This window comes from Cellulomonas sp. (assembly GCF_036279715.1).
Lineage (GTDB): Bacteria > Actinomycetota > Actinomycetes > Actinomycetales > Cellulomonadaceae > Cellulomonas_A.
Genome location: NZ_DASUIR010000086.1, coordinates 18802 through 42108, shown reverse-complemented (window position 1 = coordinate 42108; position 23307 = coordinate 18802). Strand labels below are relative to the sequence as shown.

At 72.2% G+C, this 23307-nt stretch carries 23 protein-coding genes; 21 read left to right on the top strand and 2 right to left on the bottom strand.

All coding sequences use genetic code 11. The features are described 5' to 3' along the window. The 5 genes from VFW79_RS08980 to VFW79_RS08960 all read left to right on the top strand — a co-directional run. On the top strand, positions 1-445 hold a 445-nt coding region (locus tag VFW79_RS08980), incomplete at its 5' end, for a chorismate synthase (protein ID WP_329676969.1). Positions 446-521: 76 nt separating this feature from the next. Further along, positions 522-2384: a hypothetical protein gene (locus VFW79_RS08975; protein ID WP_329676968.1), complete on the top strand. Its 1863-nt coding sequence runs from the start codon at positions 522-524 to the stop codon at positions 2382-2384. 28 nt (positions 2385-2412) lie between these two features. Next, entirely contained in the window at positions 2413-3009 is a 597-nt protein-coding gene (locus VFW79_RS08970) for a shikimate kinase (RefSeq protein WP_329676967.1), read from the top strand. Further along, positions 3006-4148: a 3-dehydroquinate synthase gene (gene aroB, locus VFW79_RS08965; RefSeq protein WP_329676966.1), complete on the top strand. Its 1143-nt coding sequence runs from the start codon at positions 3006-3008 to the stop codon at positions 4146-4148. Before VFW79_RS08970 ends, aroB begins: the two co-directional genes overlap by 4 nt. A gap of 25 nt (positions 4149-4173) precedes the next feature. Further along, entirely contained in the window at positions 4174-4617 is a 444-nt protein-coding gene (locus VFW79_RS08960) for a type II 3-dehydroquinate dehydratase (protein WP_329676965.1), read from the top strand. A 34-nt stretch (positions 4618-4651) separates the two neighbouring features. Here VFW79_RS08960 and VFW79_RS08955 read toward each other — a convergent pair whose 3' ends face one another. Next, positions 4652-5569, bottom strand: coding sequence for a type IV toxin-antitoxin system AbiEi family antitoxin domain-containing protein (locus VFW79_RS08955; RefSeq protein WP_329676964.1), 918 nt, complete (start codon positions 5567-5569; stop codon positions 4652-4654). A gap of 214 nt (positions 5570-5783) precedes the next feature. Between VFW79_RS08955 and VFW79_RS08950 the strand changes: the two genes are divergently transcribed. The 4 genes from VFW79_RS08950 (at position 5784) to nusB (ending at position 8057) form a co-directional block, all read left to right on the top strand. Continuing rightward, positions 5784-6464 carry a hypothetical protein gene (locus VFW79_RS08950; RefSeq protein WP_329676963.1) on the top strand — a complete coding sequence of 227 codons (681 nt, stop codon included), beginning with the start codon at positions 5784-5786 and terminating at the stop codon, positions 6462-6464. Beyond that, complete coding sequence (locus tag VFW79_RS08945; protein ID WP_329676962.1) at positions 6461-6937, top strand: hypothetical protein; 477 nt, start codon at positions 6461-6463, stop codon at positions 6935-6937. Before VFW79_RS08950 ends, VFW79_RS08945 begins: the two co-directional genes overlap by 4 nt. Before the next feature lie 138 nt (positions 6938-7075). Further along, positions 7076-7639, top strand: coding sequence for an elongation factor P (efp, locus tag VFW79_RS08940; RefSeq protein WP_329676961.1), 564 nt, complete (start codon positions 7076-7078; stop codon positions 7637-7639). 1 nt (position 7640) lies between these two features. Beyond that, positions 7641-8057, top strand: coding sequence for a transcription antitermination factor NusB (gene nusB, locus VFW79_RS08935; RefSeq protein ID WP_329676960.1), 417 nt, complete (start codon positions 7641-7643; stop codon positions 8055-8057). Here nusB and VFW79_RS08930 read toward each other — a convergent pair. Then, entirely contained in the window at positions 8035-10380 is a 2346-nt protein-coding gene (locus VFW79_RS08930; RefSeq protein ID WP_329676959.1) for a putative bifunctional diguanylate cyclase/phosphodiesterase, read from the bottom strand. The genes nusB and VFW79_RS08930 overlap by 23 nt on opposite strands. Positions 10381-10539: 159 nt before the next feature. Here VFW79_RS08930 and pyrR point away from each other — a divergent pair, with 159 nt between their 5' ends. The 12 genes from pyrR to metK all read left to right on the top strand — a co-directional run bounded on the left by pyrR (position 10540) and on the right by metK (position 23281). After that, the gene (pyrR, locus tag VFW79_RS08925; RefSeq protein ID WP_329676958.1) at positions 10540-11124 is read left to right on the top strand and encodes a bifunctional pyr operon transcriptional regulator/uracil phosphoribosyltransferase PyrR; all 585 of its coding nucleotides are present in this window, start codon (positions 10540-10542) and stop codon (positions 11122-11124) included. Beyond that, entirely contained in the window at positions 11121-12107 is a 987-nt protein-coding gene (locus VFW79_RS08920; RefSeq protein WP_329676957.1) for an aspartate carbamoyltransferase catalytic subunit, read from the top strand. The genes pyrR and VFW79_RS08920 overlap by 4 nt, the downstream gene beginning before the upstream one ends. Beyond that, entirely contained in the window at positions 12104-13453 is a 1350-nt protein-coding gene (locus VFW79_RS08915) for a dihydroorotase (RefSeq protein ID WP_329676956.1), read from the top strand. The genes VFW79_RS08920 and VFW79_RS08915 overlap by 4 nt, the downstream gene beginning before the upstream one ends. Further along, a complete protein-coding gene (locus VFW79_RS08910; RefSeq protein WP_329676955.1) occupies positions 13453-14004 on the top strand; it encodes a hypothetical protein in 552 nt (183 codons plus the stop codon). Before VFW79_RS08915 ends, VFW79_RS08910 begins: the two co-directional genes overlap by 1 nt. Further along, the gene (carA, locus tag VFW79_RS08905) at positions 14001-15209 is read left to right on the top strand and encodes a glutamine-hydrolyzing carbamoyl-phosphate synthase small subunit (RefSeq protein WP_329676954.1); all 1209 of its coding nucleotides are present in this window, start codon (positions 14001-14003) and stop codon (positions 15207-15209) included. The genes VFW79_RS08910 and carA overlap by 4 nt, the downstream gene beginning before the upstream one ends. After that, entirely contained in the window at positions 15209-18541 is a 3333-nt protein-coding gene (gene carB, locus VFW79_RS08900) for a carbamoyl-phosphate synthase large subunit (protein ID WP_329676953.1), read from the top strand. The genes carA and carB overlap by 1 nt, the downstream gene beginning before the upstream one ends. Beyond that, a complete protein-coding gene (gene pyrF / locus VFW79_RS08895; RefSeq protein WP_329676952.1) occupies positions 18538-19431 on the top strand; it encodes an orotidine-5'-phosphate decarboxylase in 894 nt (297 codons plus the stop codon). The genes carB and pyrF overlap by 4 nt, the downstream gene beginning before the upstream one ends. 78 nt (positions 19432-19509) lie before the next feature. After that, positions 19510-19821: an integration host factor, actinobacterial type gene (gene mihF / locus VFW79_RS08890; RefSeq protein WP_109132614.1), complete on the top strand. Its 312-nt coding sequence runs from the start codon at positions 19510-19512 to the stop codon at positions 19819-19821. A gap of 90 nt (positions 19822-19911) precedes the next feature. Beyond that, positions 19912-20481, top strand: coding sequence for a guanylate kinase (gene gmk / locus VFW79_RS08885; RefSeq protein WP_329676951.1), 570 nt, complete (start codon positions 19912-19914; stop codon positions 20479-20481). Positions 20482-20519: 38 nt separating this feature from the next. After that, on the top strand, positions 20520-20792 hold the full coding sequence (gene rpoZ, locus VFW79_RS08880) for a DNA-directed RNA polymerase subunit omega (RefSeq protein ID WP_109132616.1): 273 nt from the start codon (positions 20520-20522) through the stop codon (positions 20790-20792). Positions 20793-20835: 43 nt separating this feature from the next. Next, the gene (gene coaBC, locus VFW79_RS08875) at positions 20836-22038 is read left to right on the top strand and encodes a bifunctional phosphopantothenoylcysteine decarboxylase/phosphopantothenate--cysteine ligase CoaBC (protein WP_329676950.1); all 1203 of its coding nucleotides are present in this window, start codon (positions 20836-20838) and stop codon (positions 22036-22038) included. A 40-nt stretch (positions 22039-22078) separates the two neighbouring features. Beyond that, entirely contained in the window at positions 22079-23281 is a 1203-nt protein-coding gene (metK, locus tag VFW79_RS08870; protein WP_329676949.1) for a methionine adenosyltransferase, read from the top strand. Positions 23282-23307 lie beyond the last annotated feature (26 nt).

Sequence of the window (23307 nt, the reverse complement as noted above, 5' to 3'; positions counted from 1 at the left end):
CGCCGGCGCCCTCATGGGCATCCAGGCCATCAAGGGAGTCGAGGTCGGCGACGGCTTCCGGACCGCGACCCGCCGGGGCTCGCAGGCGCACGACGAGATCGAGCGGGACGCGTCGGGCCGGATCGTGCGGCGGACCAACCGTGCCGGCGGCCTCGAGGGCGGCATGACCAACGGGGAAATCCTGCGGGTCCGTGCGGCGATGAAGCCCATCTCCACGGTTCCGCGCGCTCTCGACACGATCGACACGACGTCGTCGGAGCCCGCCAAGGCCCTGCACCAGCGGTCCGACGTGTGCGCAGTGCCGCCTGCTGCGGTCGTGGCCGAGGCCATGGTCGCGCTCGTGCTCGCGGACGCTCTGCTCGAGAAGTGCGGCGGTGACCCCGTGGTTGAGGTGCGGCGCAACCTCCGCGCGTACCTCGACGCCATCCCCGAGCTGCAGCGCTGAGCCGCACGTAGGCGCCAGGCGCAACCCGTCCGGCGAAGGTCTGTCGCTCGACCGGGCAGACCGGGATGATCGGGACGTGCGCGACACGACCAGGCCACGGGTCCCCGAAGCTCACGGGGACGTCGATGTCCCCGAGCTGAGCCTCGTCGTCGTGCACGGAATCGGCAGCCAGGCCGCCGGTGCCACCGCGCGCGAGTGGGCGCAGTCCGCCGTCGAGCTGCTCACGCGTAGCGGCACGCCCGCGCGGATCACCGACGTCGTGCCGCCCGGGATCGGGGCGCCGCCCGCATACACGGTGGAGGTGAACGCCCCGGGCGTCGTCGCAGGTCCGCCGGTCGTCCGCCTGCAGTTCGTGGACGCGTACTGGGCGGACGCCTTCCCGGCGCCGAGCATCAAGAAGGTCGTGCGCTGGCTGTTCACGCTCGGCCCGAACCTCGCCGTCGCGCAGGCCGTGCTGTCCGCGCACCGGGACGTCCCGTCGCAGCCGGCGCCCCCGGGCGGGAAGGGGGCACGACGGGCCGCTGCGGCCGCGCGCGTGGTCCGCCGGTGGGGCGCCCTGGCACGCATCCTCCCGGTGACGTTCCAGCTCGTCTCGGTCGCGCTGCTGGCGCCTGTGCTGGCCGTTCTCGCTCTCGGGCTGCTCGTGGTGACGGTGCTGCCGATCCCGGGGCTGCGTCGAGCGGTTGCGGGCGGCCTCGGCTTCCTCAGCGCGGGCGTCGGCGACGTCACGACGGCACTGCAGGACCCGACGTCGCTCAAGGCGATCCGCGGGCGCGTCCGCTGGGCGATCGACCACGAGGTGACGCGTCTCGGCGACCCCAGCCGGGTCCACGTGCTCGCGCACTCCCAGGGCGGCTCGATCGCCTACGGAGTCCTTGCGGGTATGCCGCCCGACGCGCGCCCGAGGCGGTTCACGACGGTCGGCGCCGCGACCGGACGGCTCAACGACCTGCGTCACCTCGATCCCTTGCCCCGCTGGGCGACCGCCGCAGGAAGCTCGAGCGCCGTGGCGGCCCTCGCGATCCTGCCGCTGTTCGGACTCCACCCGGCGCTCGTGCTCGCGCCCGTCGCGTGGATCTGCGCGATCGGCGCGCTCCAGTGGGTCTACTGGTCGCGGCGGTTCGCCGGAGCCGGCGCGATCCCTCACCTCGACCCGCTCACGGGCGTCGACTGGCTCGACCTGTGGGCACCGTTCGACCTGGTCCCGAACGGACGGCCGGTCGAACGCGGAGTGGCCGGGTACCGCGTGACGCTCGTGCCGGGCGGCATGTCGGCGCTCCATGACCACGTGTCGTACGCGTCGGACCTCGCCGAGACCGTCCCACGAGTGCTGGCGCACGCGAGCGGTGCGCTGCCGCGCATCCCCGAGCTCGCGCGACGGCCCGGTGCTCTGGCGCCTGGCGGAGCACAGCTCGGCGCGCGCCGCGCCCTGCGAGCCAGGCCCGACCTTCACGACCCCAGCGGCACCGGGGACAACTGGATGCCCTGGGAGGGCCGCGACTGGCTGTCCCTGGCTCTGCGTGCCGTGACCTGGCTCGGCGCGGGGACGCTCCTGGTCGCCTTCCGCTGGACCCACCTCGCGGCATGGGGGAGCTGGGCGCGGCAGCTCGGAGCGGTCGACTCCGTCGCCGTCGTCGTCGACCGCTGGCTCACGTGGGCGACCGGACTGCTGGGGCCGACGGGACCCCACTGCTGCACCTCCGCGTCGCCGATCGTCGGTGGGGGCTTGGTGATTGTCGGAGCGGCCGTGCTCGCGGCACTCGCCTGGCGTGCAATCGCAGCAGTCCAGGGCCGATCGCTCGTGCGTTGGCTGGCGACAGGTCTGGTGGAGCGCAGCGTGGCGCAGGTGTCTGGCCCGATCGTGGCGGTCGTGCTCGCGTGGTTCGCCCTCGCGGTCGTCGCGGTCGTCGTTCTCGTGGGCGGTCCACCGGGGACGTGACGCGACGGGCGGGAGGTACGGTTCCCCTGTGCCTGACGACCTCCCAGCCGTGCGCTCCGGTGGCGGCCCCCGCATCGTGCTCATCGGACCCCCCGGATCGGGCAAGTCGACCGTGGCCGCGGCGCTCGGCGACCGCTGGCAGCTCGCCGTCCGGGACACCGACGACGACATCGAGCGAGCCGCCGGCAAGACGATCAGCGACATCTTCGTCGACGACGGCGAGCCGGTCTTCCGGGAGCTGGAACGGGCGGCCGTGTCAGCCGCGTTGACCGAGCACGACGGCGTGCTCGCGCTGGGCGGTGGATCGGTCCTGGACGAGGCCACGCAAGCGGCCCTCGCGGCCTACACCGCAGGCGGCGGGGTCGTGGTGTTCCTCGACGTCTCCCTCGCTCATGCGGCGCCCCGCGTCGGGTTCAACACCGCCCGCCCGCTGCTGCTCGGCAACCCGCGCGCGCGATGGGCGGCCCTCATGGAGCAACGGCGCCCGGTGTACGAGCGGGTCGCCACGCTGCGCGTGCCCACGGACGGGGTGACTCCGACGGAGATCGCCGAGGAGATCGAACGCGGACTGAGCCGGCTCAGGCTCGGTCGCGGCACCGAGGTCGGGAACGAGGGCCAGGCATGACCGGCACTGCGGCGAACGACGGCGCACGGATCGTGAGCGTCGCGGGGGACGCGCCGTACGACGTCGTCATCGGCCATCACCTGCTCGGCGAGCTGCCGCGCCTCCTCGGCGACCGCGTGCAGCGGGTTCTCGTCATCCACGCGGCCGCGCTCGCGACGTCGGCGGACGCGATCCGCGACGACCTCCTCGCGCACGGGTATGAGGCACTGCTCGCTGAGGTGCCCGACGCCGAGGCCGCGAAGACCGCCCAGGTCGCCGCCTTCTGCTGGCAGGTGCTCGGTCAGGCCGACTTCACGCGGAGCGACGCGATCGTCTCGCTCGGCGGTGGTGCCACGACGGACCTGGCCGGGTTCGTCGCCTCGACGTGGCTGCGCGGCATCCGGGTCGTGCATGTCCCGACGACCCTGCTCGCGATGGTCGACGCCGCCGTCGGCGGCAAGACGGCCATCAACACGGTCGAGGGCAAGAACCTCGTCGGCACGTTCTACGCTCCGGCCGGGGTGCTGTGCGACCTCGCGTCGCTCGAGACGATGCCGCGCTTCGACTACGTCGCGGGCCTCGGCGAGGTCATCAAGACCGGCTTCATCGCCGACCCGCGCATCCTCGAGATCGTCGAGGCGAACCCGGCGCTCGTCGCCGACCCGATCCGTGCGGCAGGCTCCGCCGAGCTGCTCGAGCTCATCGAGCGGTCCGTCGCCGTCAAGGCACGCGTCGTGGGGGAGGACCTGCGCGAGGCCGGTCTGCGCGAGATCCTGAACTACGGACACACCTTCGGCCATGCGATCGAGCAGGTCGAGCGGTACTCGTGGCGTCACGGTGCGGCGGTTTCGGTCGGCATGGTCTTCGCAGCCGAGCTCGCACGGCTCGCGGGCCGGCTCAGCGACGCCGACGTGGAGCGCCACCGGTCGGCCCTGACCTCGGTCGGGCTGCCCGTGACATACCGCGGGGACCGCTGGGACCAGCTGCTCGCCGCGATGCGCCGCGACAAGAAGACACGCGGCGACCTGCTGCGCTTCGTGGTGCTCGAGGGGATCGGGCGGCCGACCCGCCTGGAGGGTCCCGACCCGACCCTCCTCGCTGCGGCATACGCCGAGGTCAGCGAGGGTGCCGCCGCGCCGAGTCGCGCGATCTCGCTCTGAGCGTCGCGTCCCCTAGGCTCGGCGCATGACGCGTGTCCTGGTGCTCAACGGTCCCAACCTCGGCCGTCTCGGTGTGCGCGAGCCTGAGGTCTACGGCTCGGCGTCGTACGCCGACCTCGTCGCCGCGGGCGCCCGCTGGGGCGCTGAGCTCGGGCTCGACGTCGAGGTCCGTCAGACCGACTCCGAGTCCGAGCTCGTCAGCTGGCTCCACGAGTCCGTCGACGCCGGCACGCACGTCGTGCTCAACCCGGCCGCGTTCACGCACTACTCCTACGCGCTCCGCGACGCGGCGGCCCAGGTCACGAAGGCCGGCCTCGTGCTCGTCGAGGTGCACCTGTCGAACCCGTACGCCCGCGAGACGTTCCGGCACACGTCGGTGATCGGCGGCGTCGCCACGGGAACGGTGGCGGGCTTCGGCTTCGAGTCGTACCACCTGGCACTGCTAGCGGTGGCCTCCCGGCTCCCCTGAGCCCCCTTCCCAGAGGAATCGGTGCGTCTGACGCTCAGAATCCTCTGGAAAGGGCACGCAGTCGCCGGAGAGACGCCTCGATCTGGGCGATGACGGCTGCCGGGCGGTGCGTCAGGTCCTCCCACGTGAAGCGGAGGACGGTGCACCCCGCGCCGACCAGCAGGTTCTGGCGGGTCCGGTCCGCCTGGAAACGGTCGGGGCCATGGAAGGCCGCGCCGTCGATCTCGATGACGAGGCGCACGTCCGGGAAGTACACGTCGGCGCTGGCGTAGAGGCCCAGATGACCGCTCAGAGACTCGTTCGGCAGCCAGCCGGTCAACCCCGCGCCGCGAAGGAGTCGATGAAGGCGGCGCTCGGCCGGGCCTGCCGCACCCGCCCGCATGTCGAGGAGAGCGCGGCGACGGCGCACGTTGCCCCACGCGCCCGGTCGCGCGGCGATGGCGCGGTCCAGCTCGTCGGGGCCGAGGAGCCGTCGGGTCAGCACCCAGGTGGTGAGCGCCTCCGACTGGTCGTCCGGCAGCCGTCCGAGGCAGTCGACCACGGTCCGGCGGCGGGTGGTGACAGCTGCCTGACCGAGGCGGGTCACATCGCCGGGCCCGAGCGGGAACTCGTGCCTGGTCAGCGCACCTCTCGATGCGCGCGGCGATGGCACGACGACGTGAACGAGGCCGTCGTCGGGCACGGGAAGGCGATGCAGGCGAGCCGCGGTTCCGAGGCACACGACGGAGTCCGGCCAGGTGAGACAGGCGGCATGCGCCTGCTGCCAAGGACTGATCTCAAGCGCGGAATCAGCCAGCGCGCCACCGACGACGCGCACCCAGCGCCCCGTGTCGATCCGTCTCCGAACCTGGGCGGCCGTCAGCCCCTCGGCAAGCGCCTGGCGCGCGGTGAACACACCGCCCTGCCCGCGAGCTGCGTCGGGCACCCAGTCCCGCGAGACGCTGATAGCCACGACGACACTGTGATCCCCGAGCAGCTGCCCCTCCCGCCCCCACCCACCCCTGCGGTAAGCCGCCAGCCGCCGGCCCGGCCTGTGGGTGCCCCGCCCACGATGCTCGCGATCCAGAGGAATCTGTGCGTCTCGCGCGCGAACTCCTCTGGATCCCGGCGCCGATCGGTGGCAAGCGGGACTTGTTACGGCAGGCACAAGTCGGTAGCCTTGTCACATGTGGGTGATGACGGTCGACCAGCAGGGGAGCCAGGTCGTCGGCGACCGGGTCGACGCGTTCCTGACCGAGATCGCACCGTACATCGCGTCACCGGAGCGAAGGGCCGGCGTCGTCCGCCCGTTCGAGCGCACGGTCGGGGACGAGGTGCAGGCGGTCTTCGCCGACACCGCCCTGGTCGTCGAGCTGACCCTCCACGTCCTGCGCCTCGGCGGCTGGAGCGTCGGGATCGGCGGGGGAGAGGTCGACGAGCCGCTGCCCGAGTCAGCCCGCGCAGGCTCCGGCTCGGCGTTCGTCCTGGCCCGGGCGGCCGTCGAGGCCGCCAAGAGTCGCATGCGGGTCGTGCCGCTGGCGGTCCGCGGCACTGATCCTGATGCGGCGGCTGAGGCCGAAGGCGTCCTGATGCTCCTCGGGGCGAGCGCGGCGCGCCGCACGGCGGCGGGCTGGGCCGTCATCGACGCCCTCACCGCGGGCGACCCCGGCCTCCGCCAAGAGGATGTCGCGGCGCGGCTCGGCATCACACAGCAAGCCGTGAGCCAACGGCTGCGCACTGCGCTGTGGTCGGAGGAGCTCGCGGCACGGCCGGCCGCGGCGCGCCTGTTGTCCCTCGCAGCCGGCACCGGGGAGGATCGCGACGTCCGGGCAACCCCGGGCGCCGTCCGGACCCCGGAGCGTTCATGAACCCGTTCGTCCAGCTGCTCGTCGTCGTGCTCATGCTGGTCGTGAGCGTCGTCGGCGGCTGGGTCCTGACGAGCACCGTGCTGCGCCTCGCGGGTCGCTCGCCCGACGCAGGCTCTCCGGACGCGACCAGCCTCGAGGACACGCCCGACGACGCGGACACGGTGCTCGCAGGCCAAGAGCTACCCCCTGGGCCCGCGCGAGCCACCGTGTCCGACGGTCCCGACGGGGCGCGGGCCCGTGCCGTGCTGCGCGGGGGCACGTGGATCGGCATCCTCGAACGCATCGCGGTCACGGGGTGCTTCCTCGCGGGGGACGTGACGTCGGTGGCGCTGGTCGTCGCGGTCAAGGGGCTGGGGCGGTACCCGGAGCTGCGGGAGAACCCCGGTGCGTCGGAGCGGTTCGTGATCGGCACGCTCTCCTCGATGATCTGGGCGGCGCTCGTCGGCGTGGCCGGACGGCCGTTCCTCACCTGAGGCCGCCCGCGACGCTCAGCGCCCGACGCGGTCGCTCGGCGCAGGCGCTCGGCGCGGTAAGATCGACGGCGGTCTGCCGCCGCCCCCGCGCGGGGCGCGCCGGCACGCAGATTCTCAACTCGACAGGAAGCAGCGATCGTGGCGACCACCAACGACCTCAAGAACGGCATCGTGCTCAAGATCGACGGGCAGCTTTGGACCGTCATCGAGTTCCAGCACGTCAAGCCCGGCAAGGGTGGCGCGTTTGTCCGCACCAAGCTGAAGAACGTCCTGTCCGGCAAGGTCGTCGACCGGACGTTCAACGCCGGTCTCAAGGTCGAGACGGCGACCGTCGACAAGCGCGACATGCAGTACCTGTACAAGGACGGCACGGACTACGTGTTCATGGACTCCGCGACGTTCGACCAGCTGCCGGTCTCCGAGGTGACGGTCGGCGACGCGGCGCACTTCCTGCTCGAGAACCAGAACGCGCTCGTCGCGACCCACGAGGGTGTGCCGCTCTACGTCGAGCTGCCGCCGTCGGTCGTCATCGAGATCACCTACACCGAGCCGGGCCTCCAGGGCGACCGCTCCACGGGCGGCACGAAGCCCGCGACGCTTGAGACCGGCTACGAGATCCAGGTGCCGCTGTTCCTCGAGGCGAACACCAAGGTCAAGGTCGACACCCGCGACGGCAGCTACCTGGGCCGCGTGAACGACTGACGTGGGAGCTCGCACCAAGGCACGCAAACGGGCGCTGGACGTCCTCTTCGAGGCGGAGCAGCGCGAGCTGGACCCCGTGAGCCTGCTCGCCGAGCGCATCGTCCAGCCCGGCACCGAGGCGGCGCTCCCGCAGTACTCGATCGAGCTCGTCGAGGGTGTGTGCGAGAGGCTGGGCCGCATCGACGAGCTGCTCGCGACGCACTCGCACGGCTGGACCATCGAGCGGATGCCCGCCGTGGACCGTGCGCTGCTGCGCCTGGGCACGTGGGAGATCCTGTTCAACGACGACGTGCCCGACGCCGTCGCGGTGGACGAGGCGGTCGAGCTGGCCCGGAGCCTGTCGACCGACGAGTCGCCCGTGTTCATCAACGGCCTGCTCGGCCGGATCGTCGATCTCAAACCGACGCTGCTGGCCTGACTGCGACAGTCTCGGTCGAGCCGGTCGGCGCGCCACTGGACTCCCCGCTGCGGGTCGTCGTGCGGGTCGGCCCGTGCTTGCGTCGCTCTGTGGCCGTTGCCGGGGGTCGCGCCTGTGGGAACCGCACCGGGAGGCTCGCGCTGGGCCGGCCGAGCAGGTTGCCCTGCACGCGGGTGACCCCGAGCTCCACGAGGCCGGTCAGCTCGGAGACCCGCTCGACGCCCTCGGCGATGACGTCGAGCCCGTGCGCCTCGGCCAGCGCGAGGATCGCGCGGAGCACGGCGAGGCCCCGCTCGGTGCCGATCTCCCGGACGAACGACTGGTCGATCTTCAGCACGTCGACGGGCAGCAGCGCGAGCCGGGAGAGCGAGCTGTAGCCGGTCCCGAAGTCGTCGAGCGAGATCCGCACCCCGCGAGCGCGCAGCTCGACGAGCTTGGCCCGCGCATCGGCGCGGTCGTCGAACAGAGCGCTCTCGGTGACCTCGACGGTGAGCTGGTCCCAGTCGCTGTCACCCCACGCCTGCTCGAGGTGCTCGATGAAGTCGGGCTCGGCAAGCTGGCGTGCGGCGATGTTGACGGCGACCGGCAGGGCGAACCGGTCGAACCCGGCGCGCGAGCTCTCGAGCAGCGCACGCCCGATCGGCACGATGAGGCCCGACTGCTCGGCTCGCAGCAGCCACTCGCCCGGGAGCAGCGTGCGCCCGCCGTGCGTCCAGCGAGCGAGCGCCTCGAGCTCGACGACCTCGAGCGTCCGGGCATCGACGATCGGCTGGAAGTGGCTCGCGAACTCGCCGAGCCCGACACCCTGCTCGAGCGACTCGAGCAGCCGCGCGTCCGTCAGCACCCGGGTGCGCAGCGCCCGGTCGAACAGCGTGACTCCGGCGTTCGTGCGCTGGGCCTCACGGGTCGCGGTGTCGGCGTTCGTCAGCAGGGCGTCGGGATCGATCGGTGCCCCCGGCGTCCACGACGCCACCCCGACGTTGAGCACGGGGGCCACCTGCTCGGGCCCGCGCCCGGCGGGCCCGCGTCCGGCGAGCCCGTCGCGGATGTGCCGTCCCAGCTGGACGAGGCTCTGGTCATGGCCCGCGCGCGGCACGACGACGACGAACTCGTCGCCACCGGTGCGGGCGACGATGCACTCGCCGTCGACGACCGAGCGGAGGTGGTCGGCGACCTGCACGAGGACGGCGTCGCCCCACGCGTGCCCGTTGCGGTCGTTCGCCTTCTTGAAGCCGTCCACGTCGCAGTGCACGAGCCCGACCCGGGTGCGCTCGACGTCGGCCCGCTCGAGGATGCTCCGCAGCTGCTCGTCGAGCGCGTGCCGGTTGGGCAGGCGGGTCAGCGCATCCGTCGCGGCGGCACGTCCGAGCCGCGAGGCGAGCTCCTGACGTTCCGCCACCGCCGAGACGACGAATGCGAGGTCCATCAAGAACACCCGCTCGCGGGTCGTCACCGAGCGACCGTCGCGGGAGTACAGCTCGGCGACGAAGCGATGGCGCGGCAGCGGGCGCAGCGAGCCTTCGATCGACGGGTCGTCGAGGAGGACTCGGCTCTCGTCGCGTGCGCGCACGAGCAGCACCTCGGGGTCGGTGAGGAACCAGGCGGCGTTGGAGATGCGTGCGGTCGCATCGCGCATGAGGTGCTCGAGCCGCGCGGCGCGCTGGGTGCCGCGCAGGCGGTGCAGGGCGAGCAGCTCGAGCCCGACACCCAGCGGCAGCGGCCAGAGCGCGGTGAGCAGTGACACCTGGGACCCGGGTTCGATGAGGAAGCCCGCGACGAGTGTCACGACGGACAGTGCCGCCGACGCCAGCAGCAGCAGACCGATGCCGCTGACTCGCGCGCTGCCGGCCGCGACCGCGACGTACGTGATGACGACGGCGACCGCGAGCACCACCAGCGGTCCGTCGAGCGGTCCGGGGCCCGACATCATGGATCCCGGCGGGTCCCGCACGACGAGGTCTGTCCCGAACCACAGGGCGGCGCGCAGCGTGAGGACGGCTCCAGCGGCCACGACGTACCACCGGACGCGCGGACCTGACGTGTAGGCCCGGGTGGCAGGAAGCGCCACGACGACCGCCCCGGCCCCAAGGAGCGCACCGACGAACATCAGGCCCGCCCGCACCGGCCCGACGGGCGTCAGGATGAGCGTCCCGCTCGCCGCGAACCCGAGGCCCACGATCCCCGACCAGGCCAGCGTCCACGCCGCGCCGGCGACCCGGAGCTCACCGCGCCACCACAGCCATTCGAGCACGCAGAAGCCGCCGACGAGCCCGGCTGCGAGGAAGTGCAGCGCGGCCGCCCACATCGCGACAGTCCCGTCCATTACCCACCCATCGGCCCGGGGCAGGGTGAAGGTGAGTCGGCATTCGGGTGAGACGCGTGGTGGACCGGTGCGCTGAAGGGCGCAGCGAGCGAGTAGCATCCGGGCTCGACAGACATTCCTTTAAGGCCCGTCCAGTGAGGCGGGGAAGGAGGTCGCCGGATGAGCTCTGGCACCGGTGCGCCCGCTGGTCGCGCGCACGACGAAACCCTTGTTCTCGGGGTCCCCGAGATCGCGCGAGCGCTGACGCGCATCGCCCATGAGATCCTCGAACGCAACCGCGGCGCCGCCGACGTGGTCCTGCTCGGCATCCCGACCCGTGGTCTCCCGCTGGCGCGCCGCCTCGCCGCCCGGCTGGCCGAGGTCGAGCCGGCGCTGGACGTCGACGCGCTGCTCGGCAGCCTCGACGTGACCATGTACCGGGACGACCTCGCGCACCATCCCACGCGCACGATCGGCGCCACCCACCTGCCGCCCGGCGGCATCGACGGCAAGATCGTCGTCCTCGTGGACGACGTCCTCTACTCCGGCCGGACGATCCGCGCGGCCCTGGACGCGATCAGCGACCTCGGTCGACCCCGTGGCGTACAGCTCGCCGTCCTCGTCGATCGCGGGCACCGCGAGCTGCCGATCCGGCCCGACTTCGTCGGCAAGAACCTGCCGACCGCGGCCGCCGAGCGCGTCCGCGTGCTGCTCGAGGAGATCGACGGCCGCGACGCCGTCCTGATCGAGGGGGCCGTGCTGTGAAGCATCTCCTGTCCGCTGCCGACCTCGAGCGGTCCGAGGCGATCGAGATCCTGGACACCGCGGCGCAGATGGCCGCGACGCAGTCGCGGGAGATCAAGAAGCTCCCCACCCTGCGTGGTCGCACCGTGGTCAACCTCTTCTTCGAGGACTCGACGCGCACCCGGATCTCGTTCGAGACCGCCGCGAAGCGGTTGTCGGCCGACGTCATCAACTTCTCGGCGAAGGGGTCGAGCGTCTCCAAGGGCGAGTCGCTCAAGGACACCGCGCTGACGCTGCAGGCGATGGGCGCGGACGCGGTGGTCATCCGCCACCAGTCGTCCGGGGCGCCGCACACGCTCGCGCATGCGGGGTGGACCGCGGGCGCGGTCATCAACGCGGGCGACGGCACGCACCAGCACCCGACGCAGGCCCTGCTCGACGCGTTCACGATGCGACGGCACCTCGTCGGCGACGGTGGGCGGGCCGACGTCACCGGCCGCGACCTCGCAGGCCTGCACGTCGCGATCGTCGGCGACGTGCTGCACAGCCGCGTGGCGCGGTCGAACGTCCAGCTGCTCCAGACGCTGGGGGCGCGCGTCACCCTCGTGGCACCGCCGACGCTCGTCCCGGTCGGCGTCGGCTCCTGGGGAGCGGACGTCTCCTACCACCTCGACGAGGTCCTCGCCGAGGGCCCAGACGCGGTCATGATGCTGCGCGTGCAGCGCGAACGGATGTCCATGGCGGGCGGCGGGTTCTTCCCGAGCCCGCTCGAGTACACGCGCGGCTACGGGCTCGACGCCCGGCGGCTCGCCACCTTGCCCGATCACACCATCGTCATGCACCCCGGGCCGATGAACCGTGGCCTCGAGATCTCGGCGGACGCGGCGGACTCGCCGCGCGCGGTCATCGTCGAGCAGGTCTCCAACGGTGTCGCGGTCCGCATGGCGGTGCTCTACCTGCTGCTCGCGGGAGAGACGACGAACACGAAGGCGGTCAGCGAGTGACGACGACGAGTTTCCTGCTGCGGTCGGTCGCGCCACTCGGCGGCGAGCCGGTCGACGTGCTGGTCGCGGACGGCAAGGTCGCCGCGATCGGCTCCGACGCCGCGACCCGCGCGGGCAGCGACGCGACCGTCGTCGAGGGCGCCGGGCTCGTGCTGCTGCCCGGGCTCGTCGACCTGCACACGCACCTGCGCGAGCCGGGCCGTGAGGACGCCGAGACCGTTCTCTCGGGTACTCGTGCTGCGGCGCTCGGCGGGTTCACCGCGGTGCACGCGATGGCCAACACCACGCCCGTCCAGGACTCCGCGGGCGTCGTCGAGCAGGTGTGGCGACTCGGCCGCGACGCCGGCTGGGTCGACGTGCACCCGGTCGGTGCGGTGAGCGTCGGGCTCGCGGGGGAGCACCTCGCGGAGCTGGGCGCCATGGCAGCCTCCGCGGCGCACGTCCGGGTCTTCTCGGACGACGGCAAGTGCGTCCACGACCCGGTCCTCATGCGCCGCGCGCTCGAGTACGTCAAGGCGTTCGACGGCGTCGTCGCGCAGCACGCGCAGGAGCCGCGGCTCACCGAGAACGCCCAGATGCACGAGGGCGTCGTCTCAGGAGAGATCGGGCTCGCAGGCTGGCCGTCGGTCGCCGAGGAGGCGATCGTCGCGCGCGACGTCCTGCTGGCCGAGCACGTGGGCTCCCGGCTGCACGTGTGCCACGTCTCCACGGCCGGCTCGGTCGAGATCGTCCGCTGGGCGAAGTCGCGCGGGATCGACGTGACCGCCGAGGCGACCCCGCACCACCTCGCTCTCACCGACGAGCTCGCGCGCGGCTACGACCCGGTGTTCAAGGTCAACCCGCCGCTGCGCACGGCGACGGACGTCGAGGCCGTCCGAGCCGGCCTTGCCGACGGCACGATCGACATCGTCGGCACCGACCACGCACCGCACCCGCGCGAGGACAAGGACTGCGAGTGGTCCGCGGCGGCGTTCGGCATGACCGGCCTCGAGACGGCGCTGTCGGTCGTCCAGGAGACGATGGTCGACACCGGCCGGATGACCTGGGCGGACGTCGCGCGGGTGCTCTCGAGCACGCCGGCCGCGATCGGTCGGGTCGCTGACCAGGGGCGTCCGATCGCCGTGGGGGAGCCCGCCAACCTCACGCTCGTCGACCCCGCCGCACGCTGGGTCGTCGTCCCGCACGAGCAGGCCACGGCGAGCGACAACTCGCCGTTCGCAGGTCGCGAGATGCACGGACGGGTCGTCGCGACCTTCCTGCGGGGACGCGCGACGGTGCTGGACGGACTCGCGCAGGACGACACCGACGGGTCGCACCGCGCTGCAAGCCGGACGGAGACCTACTGATGCGCACCCCCCTCTCGATCGGGATCGTCCTCGTGCTCGGTCTGCTCGCGCTCTGGGGCATGCGGCGCGGGTGGCTCCGCCGCGAGACGACCAGCGTCGCCTGGGTGCCGGATCTGCCGTCGGTGCCCGCCGACGGGGACCTCGGGGTCCCGCGTTCCGAGCCGTTCACGGCCACCTACGTGTCCTCGACGCGCGCCGGCGACTACCTCGACCGCATCGTCGCGCACGACCTGGGCGTGCGCAGCGCCGCCGTCGTGCAGGTCTTCGACGCCGGGATCCGCATCACGCGGATCGGGGCGAGCGACGTGTTCGTTCCGGCGGCGTCGCTGCGGGCCGTCGGGACCACGAACGGCATCGCGGGGAAGTTCGTCGGACGCGACGGCATCGTCGTGCTGACGTGGCTCGCGGGGCCCGCCGACGAGCGCGGCATCGACACGGGCCTGCACCTGCGCCACCCCGCCGACCGGCCGCGGCTCCTCGCCGCGGCTACCACCCTCATCGCCGAACCGCCATCGCCGACCGCGCACGCGGCCACGAAGGAGCACTCATGACCGACGCAGTCCTGATCCTCGAGGACGGGCGGACCTTCACCGGCGAGGCGTACGGGGCGACCGGCGCGACCGTCGGCGAGATCGTCTTCAACACCGGCATGACCGGCTACCAGGAGACGCTCACCGACCCGAGCTACCACCGCCAGATCGTCGTCATGACGGCGCCGCACATCGGGAACACCGGTGTGAACGACGAGGACTCCGAGTCGGCCCGCATCTGGGTCGCCGGGTACGTCGTCCGCGACCCCGCACGCCTCGCGTCGAGCTGGCGGTCGCGGCGAGCCCTGGACGACGACCTCGTCGCGCAGGGCATCGTCGGGATCTCGGGCATCGACACGCGCGCGCTGACCCGACACCTCCGTGAGCGGGGCGTCATGCGCGCGGGCATCTTCTCGGGCGACGCGCTGCACGTGGCGGCGGGTGGCCGGCGCTCCGACGACGAGCTCCGCGCGAGCGTGCTCGCCGCACCCGCGATGCAGGGCGCCGACCTTGCGGGCGAGGTCTCGACCGACGCCGCCTACGTGGTCGAGGCGCTCGCGCCCGACGGCTCGACGCTCGCCGAGCCCGTCGCCGTCGTGGCCGCGCTCGACCTGGGCATCAAGGCCATGACACCGCAGCGGCTCGCCGAGCGCGGCATCCGCGTCCATGTGCTGCCGTCCCGCTCGACGATCGAGGACGTGCTCGCCTGCGAGCCCGACGGCGTCTTCTTCTCGAACGGCCCGGGTGACCCGGCGGCCGCGACGCACGAGGTCGAGCTCCTGCGGGAGGTCCTGGACCGCAAGATCCCGTTCTTCGGCATCTGCTACGGCAACCAGATCCTCGGACGCGCGCTCGGCTACGGCACGTACAAGCTCGCCTACGGCCACCGCGGGGTGAACCAGCCGGTCGTCGACCGTGCCACCGGCAAGGTCGAGATCACCGCGCACAACCACGGCTTCGCGGTCGACGCGCCCCTCGAGGGCGAGTCGGTCGCGCCGTACGACAGCGGACGCTACGGGCGCGTCGTCGTCTCGCACGTCGACCTGAACGACGACGTCGTGGAGGGCCTCGCGGCCCTGGACCTGCCGGCCTTCTCGGTGCAGTACCACCCGGAGGCCGCCGCGGGCCCGCACGACGCCGCGTACCTCTTCGACCGTTTCCTCGAGCTCATGCAGGGTGCCGGCGCAACGCCGCACCTGCCGACCACGAAGGGTGCTGACGCCTGATGCCGCGCCGCACTGACATCACCAGCGTCCTCGTCATCGGGTCCGGCCCGATCGTCATCGGGCAGGCGTGCGAGTTCGACTACTCGGGGACGCAGGCCTGCCGGGTCCTCCAGGAGGAGGGGATCCGCGTGATCCTCCTCAACTCCAACCCGGCCACGATCATGACCGACCCCGAGTTCGCCGACGCGACCTACGTCGAGCCGATCACGACCGACGTGCTGACGTCGATCATCGCGAAGGAGCGCCCCGACGCGGTCCTCGCGACCCTGGGCGGGCAGACGGCGCTCAACGCCGCCATCGCGCTCGACGCGGCCGGTGTCCTCGAGAAGTACGGCGTCGAGCTCATCGGGGCGAACATCGCCGCGATCCAGAAGGGCGAGGACCGCCAGCAGTTCAAGGAGGTCGTCGCGAAGAGCGGGGGAGAGAGCGCCCGGTCGGAGATCATCCACACGATCGACGAGGCGGTCGCCGCGGCGGACGTGCTCGGGTACCCGATGGTCGTGCGGCCCTCGTTCACCATGGGCGGCCTCGGCTCGGGCATCGCGTACGACGAGCGTGACCTGCGCCGCATCGTCGGGCAGGGCCTGCACCACTCGCCGACGACCGAGGTGCTCCTCGAGGAGTCGATCATCGGCTGGAAGGAGTTCGAGCTCGAGCTGATGCGCGACAAGGCGGACAACGTTGTCGTCGTCTGCTCGATCGAGAACGTCGACCCGGTCGGCGTGCACACCGGCGACTCCGTCACGGTCGCCCCGGCGCTGACCCTGACGGACCGGGAGTACCAGCGGCTGCGCGACATCGCGATCGCCGTGATCCGCGAGGTCGGCGTCGACACGGGCGGCTGCAACATCCAGTTCGCCGTGCACCCGGACACCGGGCGCATCGTGGTCATCGAGATGAACCCGCGGGTGTCCCGCTCGTCCGCGCTCGCCTCGAAGGCGACGGGGTTCCCGATCGCGAAGATCGCTGCGCGGCTGGCGATCGGGTACACGCTCGACGAGATCCCCAACGACATCACCGGCTCGACGCCGGCATCGTTCGAGCCCACGCTCGACTACGTCGTCGTCAAGGTGCCGCGGTTCGCGTTCGAGAAGTTCCCGGCGGCCGACGACACGCTCACGACGACCATGAAGTCCGTGGGCGAGGCCATGGCGATCGGACGCAACTTCACCGAGGCGCTCGGCAAGGCGCTGCGCTCGATCGACAAGAAGGGCTCCGTCTTCCACTGGGACGGCGACGTGGCGACGGGGGAGGAGCTCGACGAGCTCGCGGCGAGCGTCTCGCGCCCGACCGAGCACCGGCTCGTCGACGTCCAGCAGCTCCTGCGGGCCGGCGCAAGCGTCGAGGACGTCTACGAGCTCACCGGGATCGACGCCTGGTACCTCGACCAGGTCGTCCTCGTCAACGAGGTCGCCGCGGCCACCGCGGCGGCCCCGTCGCTGTCGCGCGACGTGCTGCGGCGCGCGAAGCGGCACGGGCTCTCGGACGCCCAGGTCGCGTCCCTGCGGGGCACCACCGAGGACGCCGTGCGCAACGCGCGCTGGGCGCTCGGGGTGCGACCGGTGTACAAGACCGTCGACACCTGCGCCGCGGAGTTCGACTCGCACACGCCGTATCACTACTCGTCATACGACGAGGAGAGCGAGGTCGAGCCCCGGGAGCGGCCCGCGGTCATCATCCTCGGCTCGGGACCGAACCGGATCGGTCAGGGCATCGAGTTCGACTACTCGTGCGTCCACGCCGCCGAGGCGCTCAAGGGTGAGTTCGAGACCGTGATGGTCAACTGCAACCCCGAGACCGTCTCGACCGACTACGACACGGCCGACCGGCTGTACTTCGAGCCGCTGACGTTCGAGGACGTGCTCGAGGTGTACGAGGCCGAGCTCGCCGCCGGACCGGTCGAGGGCATCATCGTGCAGCTCGGGGGCCAGACGCCGCTCTCGCTCGCACAGCGCCTGGCCGACGCGGGGCTGCCGATCCTCGGCACGTCGCCCGAGGCGATCAACTCGGCCGAGGACCGTGGGGTCTTCGGCGAGGTGCTCGCCGCCGCTGGCCTCCCGGCCCCGGCGTTCGGTACCGCGACGACGCTCGCGCAGGCGCGCGAGACCGCCCAGTCGATCGGGTTCCCGGTCCTGGTGCGGCCCTCGTACGTGCTCGGCGGACGCGGCATGGAGATCGTGTACGACGACGGGCAGCTGACCGAGTACGTCGAGCGCGCGCTCGAGGCGGCCGTCGACCACACGGGCCGTGCCGGCGCGCTCCCTCCGCTGCTGATCGACCGCTTCCTCGACGACGCCATCGAGATCGACGTCGACGCGCTGTACGACGGCACCGAGATGTTCCTCGGGGGCGTCATGGAGCACATCGAGGAGGCCGGGATCCACTCGGGCGACTCGGCGTGCGTGCTGCCGCCGGTGACGCTGTCGGTCTCCGAGCTCGAGCGCATCCGTCGGTCCACCGAGGCCATCGCGCAGGGCGTGGGAGTCCGCGGACTGATCAACATCCAGTTCGCGCTCGTCTCCGACGTGCTCTACGTGCTCGAGGCGAACCCGCGCGCGTCACGCACCGTGCCGTTCGTCTCGAAGGCGACCGGTGTGCCGCTCGCGAAGGCCGCCGCGCTGATCATGGTGGGCCACACGATCGCGGACCTGCGCGCCTCGGGCGTCCTGCCTGCCCAGGACGCCAGCGTGCTCGACCTGGACGCGCCGATCGCGGTGAAGGAGGCCGTCCTGCCGTTCATGCGGTTCCGGACCTCCGAGGGCATCGTGGTCGACACGGTCCTCGGGCCCGAGATGCGGTCGACGGGCGAGGTCATGGGCCTCGACGTCGACTTCCCGACCGCCTTCGCCAAGTCCCAGGCTGCCGCGTTCGGGGGCTTGCCGACGTCCGGCACCGCGTTCATCTCGGTCGCCGACCGCGACAAGCGCTCGATCGTGTTCCCGGTCAAGCGCCTCGTCGAGCTCGGGTTCGAGATCCTCGCCACCGAGGGCACAGCGGTGGTGCTGCGCCGCAGCGGCATCGCGTCCCGGACGGTGCGCAAGTACTCGCGCGGCGTCGGGGAGGACGGCGAGCCGACGATCGTCGACCTCATCACCGACGGCAAGGTCGACATCGTCGTCAACACCCCGTCCGGACGGGGCAGCCGCCGCGACGGCTATGCGATCCGTGCGGCGACGACCGCGGCCGACAAGGCGATCGTGACGACCGTGCAGCAGCTCGACGCGGCCGTGCAGGGCATCGAGGCCACGCTGTCCGGGCCGTTCTCTGTCACGAGCCTCCAGGAGCACAACGCCGCCGCCGACGCGCGTCGCACGGCCCGGACGAGCGCATGAGCGCCGACCGCGCGGCCGGGCCCGGGGGAGCCGTGACCACGTTCGGCGCGCGGCTCGCGGCTGCCATGGAGGCCCACGGCCCGCTCTGCGTGGGGATCGACCCACATCCGGCGCTGCTGGCCGCATGGGGCCTGCCCGACGACGCGCACGGCCTGCGCGAGTTCGCCCGCACGGTGCTCGACGCGGTCGGCGGCGAGGTCGCAGCCGTCAAGCCGCAGTCGGCGCTGTTCGAGCGCCACGGCTCGGCCGGGATCGCGGTGCTCGAGGAGCTGATCGCGGCGGCGAGGGCGACGGCGACGCTCGTGATCCTCGACGCGAAGCGTGGCGACATCGGGTCGACGATGGCGGCCTACGCCGACGCGTACCTGCGCGACGGCTCGTCGCTCGCCGTGGACGCGCTCACGGTGTCGCCGTACCTGGGTTTCGGATCGCTCACGCCGGCCGTGGACGCCGCGGCCTCGTCAGGTCGCGGACTCTTCGTGCTCGCGCTCACGTCGAACCCCGAGGGTGCGGCCGTCCAGCACGCCCGGGACGCCGAGGGCGTCGCCGTCGCGGCGCGCATCGCGGCGCACGCCGCGGAGCTCAACGCGCGCGAGATCGCGGTGTCGGGCGCGGTGATGGGCTCCGTGGGACTGGTTGTCGGCGCCACGATCGGTACCGCAGCCCAGCGCCTCGGCATCGACCTGGCGGCCGTACGCGGCCCGTTGCTGGCACCCGGGGTCGGAGCCCAGGGGGCGGGCCCGACGGAGCTCAGGGCGGTCTTCGGGGGCGCACGAGGCACGGTGCTGGCGTCGTCCTCCCGCGGGGTTCTTGCCGCGGGGCCGGATCGGGCATCGTTGCTGGCAGCGGCGAGAACCGCGGCGACCGAGGCGCGCACCGCACTGAGTTGACGTTCGCGTTGCCGAGGTCACCACATGGTCGCTAGGTTCGGATCACGATCACGTCCCGCTGACGAGAAGGTGACTCGCGTGGCACTCCCCCCGCTGACTCCTGAACAACGCACAGCTGCGCTCGCCAAGGCGGCCGCCGCCCGGCAGGCCAGGGCCGAGGTGAAGAACCGCCTCAAGTACTCCCAGGGAACACTCTCCGAGGTGATCGCACAGGGACAGAAGGACGAGGTCATCGGCAAGCTCAAGGTGCTCGCGCTGCTCGAGTCCCTGCCGGGTGTCGGCAAGGTCAAGGCGCACGCGATCATCGCCGACATCGGCATCTCCGAGACCCGTCGTGTGCGGGGTCTCGGGCCGCACCAGGTCAAGGCACTCATCGAGCGCTTCGGCTGAGAGGGCCGCGGGGACGTACCCTCAGCCCCCAGGCACCAGCCGGACCCGTCGGCGCAGCAGACGGGCTGACCCAGGAGATGCGCACCACCTATGACGACGACGCCTGCCCGGCTCACCGTTCTCGCCGGACCGACCGCCGTCGGCAAGGGGACGGTGTCCGCTGACCTGCGGGTCCGGTACCCCCGGGTATGGCTGTCGGTGTCCGCCACGACCCGCCCGCCGCGACCGGGGGAGGTCGACGGCGTGCACTACCACTTCGTCAGCCCGGAGAAGTTCGACGCGATGATCGCCGACGGCGAGCTCCTCGAGTGGGCCGTCGTCCACGGGCGCAACCGGTACGGCACTCCGCGCGGGCCGGTCGAGGAGCGGCTCGCGGCGGGCGAGCCCGCGCTGCTCGAGATCGACCTGCAGGGCGCGCGTCAGGTGCGGGCCACGATGCCGGAGGCTCGCTTCGTCTTCCTCGCGCCGCCGTCGTGGGAGGAGCTCGAGCGCCGGCTCGTGGGGCGCGGCACCGAGGACGCCGCCGAACGGGAACGGAGGCTCGCGACGGCGCGCGTCGAGCTCGCCGCCGAATCTGAGTTCGACCATGTGATCGTCAACGACGACGTGCACCGGGCCACCGACGAGCTGATCCAGGTCATGGGCCTGCCGACCAGGTAAGATCAACGAAGCCCACCCTCGACCTGCGGGAGTCATACGTGTCTGGAACCATCGCCAACCCGATCGGCATCACCAAGCCGCCGATCGACCAGCTCCTCGAGCGCGCCGACTCGAAGTACCAGCTCGTCGTGTTCGCGGCCAAGCGTGCGCGCCAGATCAACGCGTACTACTCGCAGCTCAACGAGGGTCTGCTCGAGAACGTCGGGCCGCTCGTCGACACCCGCCCGCAGGAGAAGCCTCTGTCCATCGCCATGCGCGAGATCGACGCGGGTCTGCTGACGATCGAGACCGTCGAGGCTCCCGAGGCCTGAGCGGGCGCCGCCTCGCGGCACCGCTCCGAGCGTCCGGTCCGGCATGCGCATCATCCTCGGCATCGCAGGCGGCATCGCGGCCTACAAGGCCGCTCTGGTGCTGCGCCTGCTCACCGAGGCGGGCCACGACGTGCGCGTCATCCCGACCCGCGCATCCCTCGAGTTCGTGGGCCGGGCCACCTGGGAGGCCCTGTCCGGTCAGCCCGCTCCGTCTGACGTCTTCGAGGACGTCTCGCACGTCCCGCACGTCGAGCTCGGCAAGGGCGCCGACCTCGTCGTGGTGGCACCGGCGACGGCCGACCTGCTCTCCCGCGCAGCCACGGGCCGGGCAGACGACCTGCTCACGGCCGCGCTCCTGACGGCACGCTGCCCGGTGCTGCTCGCCCCGGCGATGCACACCGAGATGTGGGAGCACCCCGCGACGCGCGCGAACGTCGCCACGCTGCGCTCTCGCGGTGTCCACGTGCTCGAGCCGGCGTCCGGTCGGCTCACCGGTGCGGACACGGGCCGCGGACGTCTCCCCGAGCCCGCGGACATCGTCGCGGCCGCGCTCGCGCTCGTCGACGGTGGCGACACCCCGCACGACCTCGCCGGTCAGCACGTCGTGATCTCCGCCGGCGGCACCCGCGAACCGATCGACCCGGTGCGCTTCCTCGGGAACCGCTCGTCGGGCCGGCAGGGCTTCGCTCTGGCCGAGACCGCCCTGGCGCGAGGAGCCCGGGTGACGCTCGTGGCGGCCAACGTGACACTTCCCCCGCCGGCGCGCGCCGACGTGGTCACCGTCGAGACGACCGCCGAGCTCCGCGACGCCGTGCGTGCCGCGGCGAAGGACGCCGACGTGGTCGTCATGGCGGCGGCCGTCGCCGACTTCCGTCCGGCCACGACAGCCGAGACCAAGATCAAGAAGCGGACGGACGGCTCGGCGCCCGTCCTCGAGCTCGTCGAGACCACCGACATCCTCGCGGAGCTCGCGGCCGACCGGCTGCGGCCCGGTCAGCTCGTGGTGGGGTTCGCAGCCGAGACCGGCGACTCCGAGGCGAGCGTCCTCGAGCACGGGCGCGCCAAGGCACGACGCAAGGGCGCCGACCTCCTCGTGGTCAACGCGGTCGGAGACGGTCGCGGGTTCGGGACGGCCGACAACGCCGTGACGATCCTCGATGCGCACGGGGACGCCGTCGCCAGCGCCGCGGGCAGCAAGGCCGCGGTCGCCCACGCGGTCTGGGACGCGGTCGCCACCCTGCGGTAGGCCGACCCGGCGCTGCTGCTCAGGGCACTAATCTGTGCCCATGACTGCACGCGACCTTCGTCTCTTCACGTCCGAGTCCGTGACCGAAGGGCACCCCGACAAGGTCTGCGACCAGATCTCCGACGCGATCCTCGATGCGATGCTCGAGCAGGACCCGTCCGCGCGCGTGGCCGTCGAGACGATGGTGACGACCGGTCTGGTCCACGTCGCAGGCGAGGTCACGACGAGCGCGTACGTCGAGATCCCGCAGATCGTGCGTCAGGTCGTCCGGGCGATCGGCTACACCTCGTCCCGGATCGGCTTCGACGGCGACTCGTGCGGCATCTCCGTCTCGATCGGCCAGCAGTCGCCGGACATCGCCCAGGGCGTCGACAAGGCGCTCGAGGTGCGGGTCGACAGCTCCGACCACGACCCCCTCGACCTCCAGGGCGCAGGCGACCAGGGCCTGATGTTCGGCTACGCGAGCGACGACACCAAGAGCCTGATGCCGCTGCCCGTCTGGCTCGCGCACCGGCTCGCGGAGCAGCTTGCGCTCGTCCGCAAGGAGGGCGTCATCCACGGCCTGCGCCCGGACGGCAAGACGCAGGTGACCATCGGGTACGACGGCGACCGGGCTGTCCGGCTCGACACCGTCGTCATCTCGACGCAGCACGACCCCGACATCCAGCTCGAGACGTACCTCGCCGGAGCGGTCGCCGAGCACGTCGTCGCTCCCGTCCTGGCGACGGTCGACCTGGACGTGCGCGGGCACCAGCTTCTCGTCAACCCGACCGGCACGTTCGTCGTGGGAGGCCCCCAGGGCGACGCCGGCCTGACCGGTCGCAAGATCATCGTCGACACGTACGGCGGCATGGCGCGGCACGGCGGGGGTGCGTTCTCCGGCAAGGACCCCTCGAAGGTCGACCGCTCTGCGGCCTACGCGATGCGGTGGGTCGCCAAGAACGTCGTCGCGGCCGGCCTCGCGCGGCGCTGCGAGGTCCAGGTCGCGTACGCGATCGGCAAGGCACACCCCGTGGGCCTGTACGTCGAGACGTTCGGCACCGAGACGGTCCCCGTGGACCGGCTCACCGCCGCGATCCGTGACGTCTTCGACCTGCGTCCGGGTGCGATCGTCCGCGACCTCGACCTGCTGCGACCGATCTACCAGCGCACGGCGGCCTACGGACACTTCGGCAGGGAGCTGCCGGAGTTCACCTGGGAGCGCACCGACCGGGTCAGCGACCTCCAGTCGGCCGTCGGCTGACACCACCGCTCGCGTCCCAGCTCGGG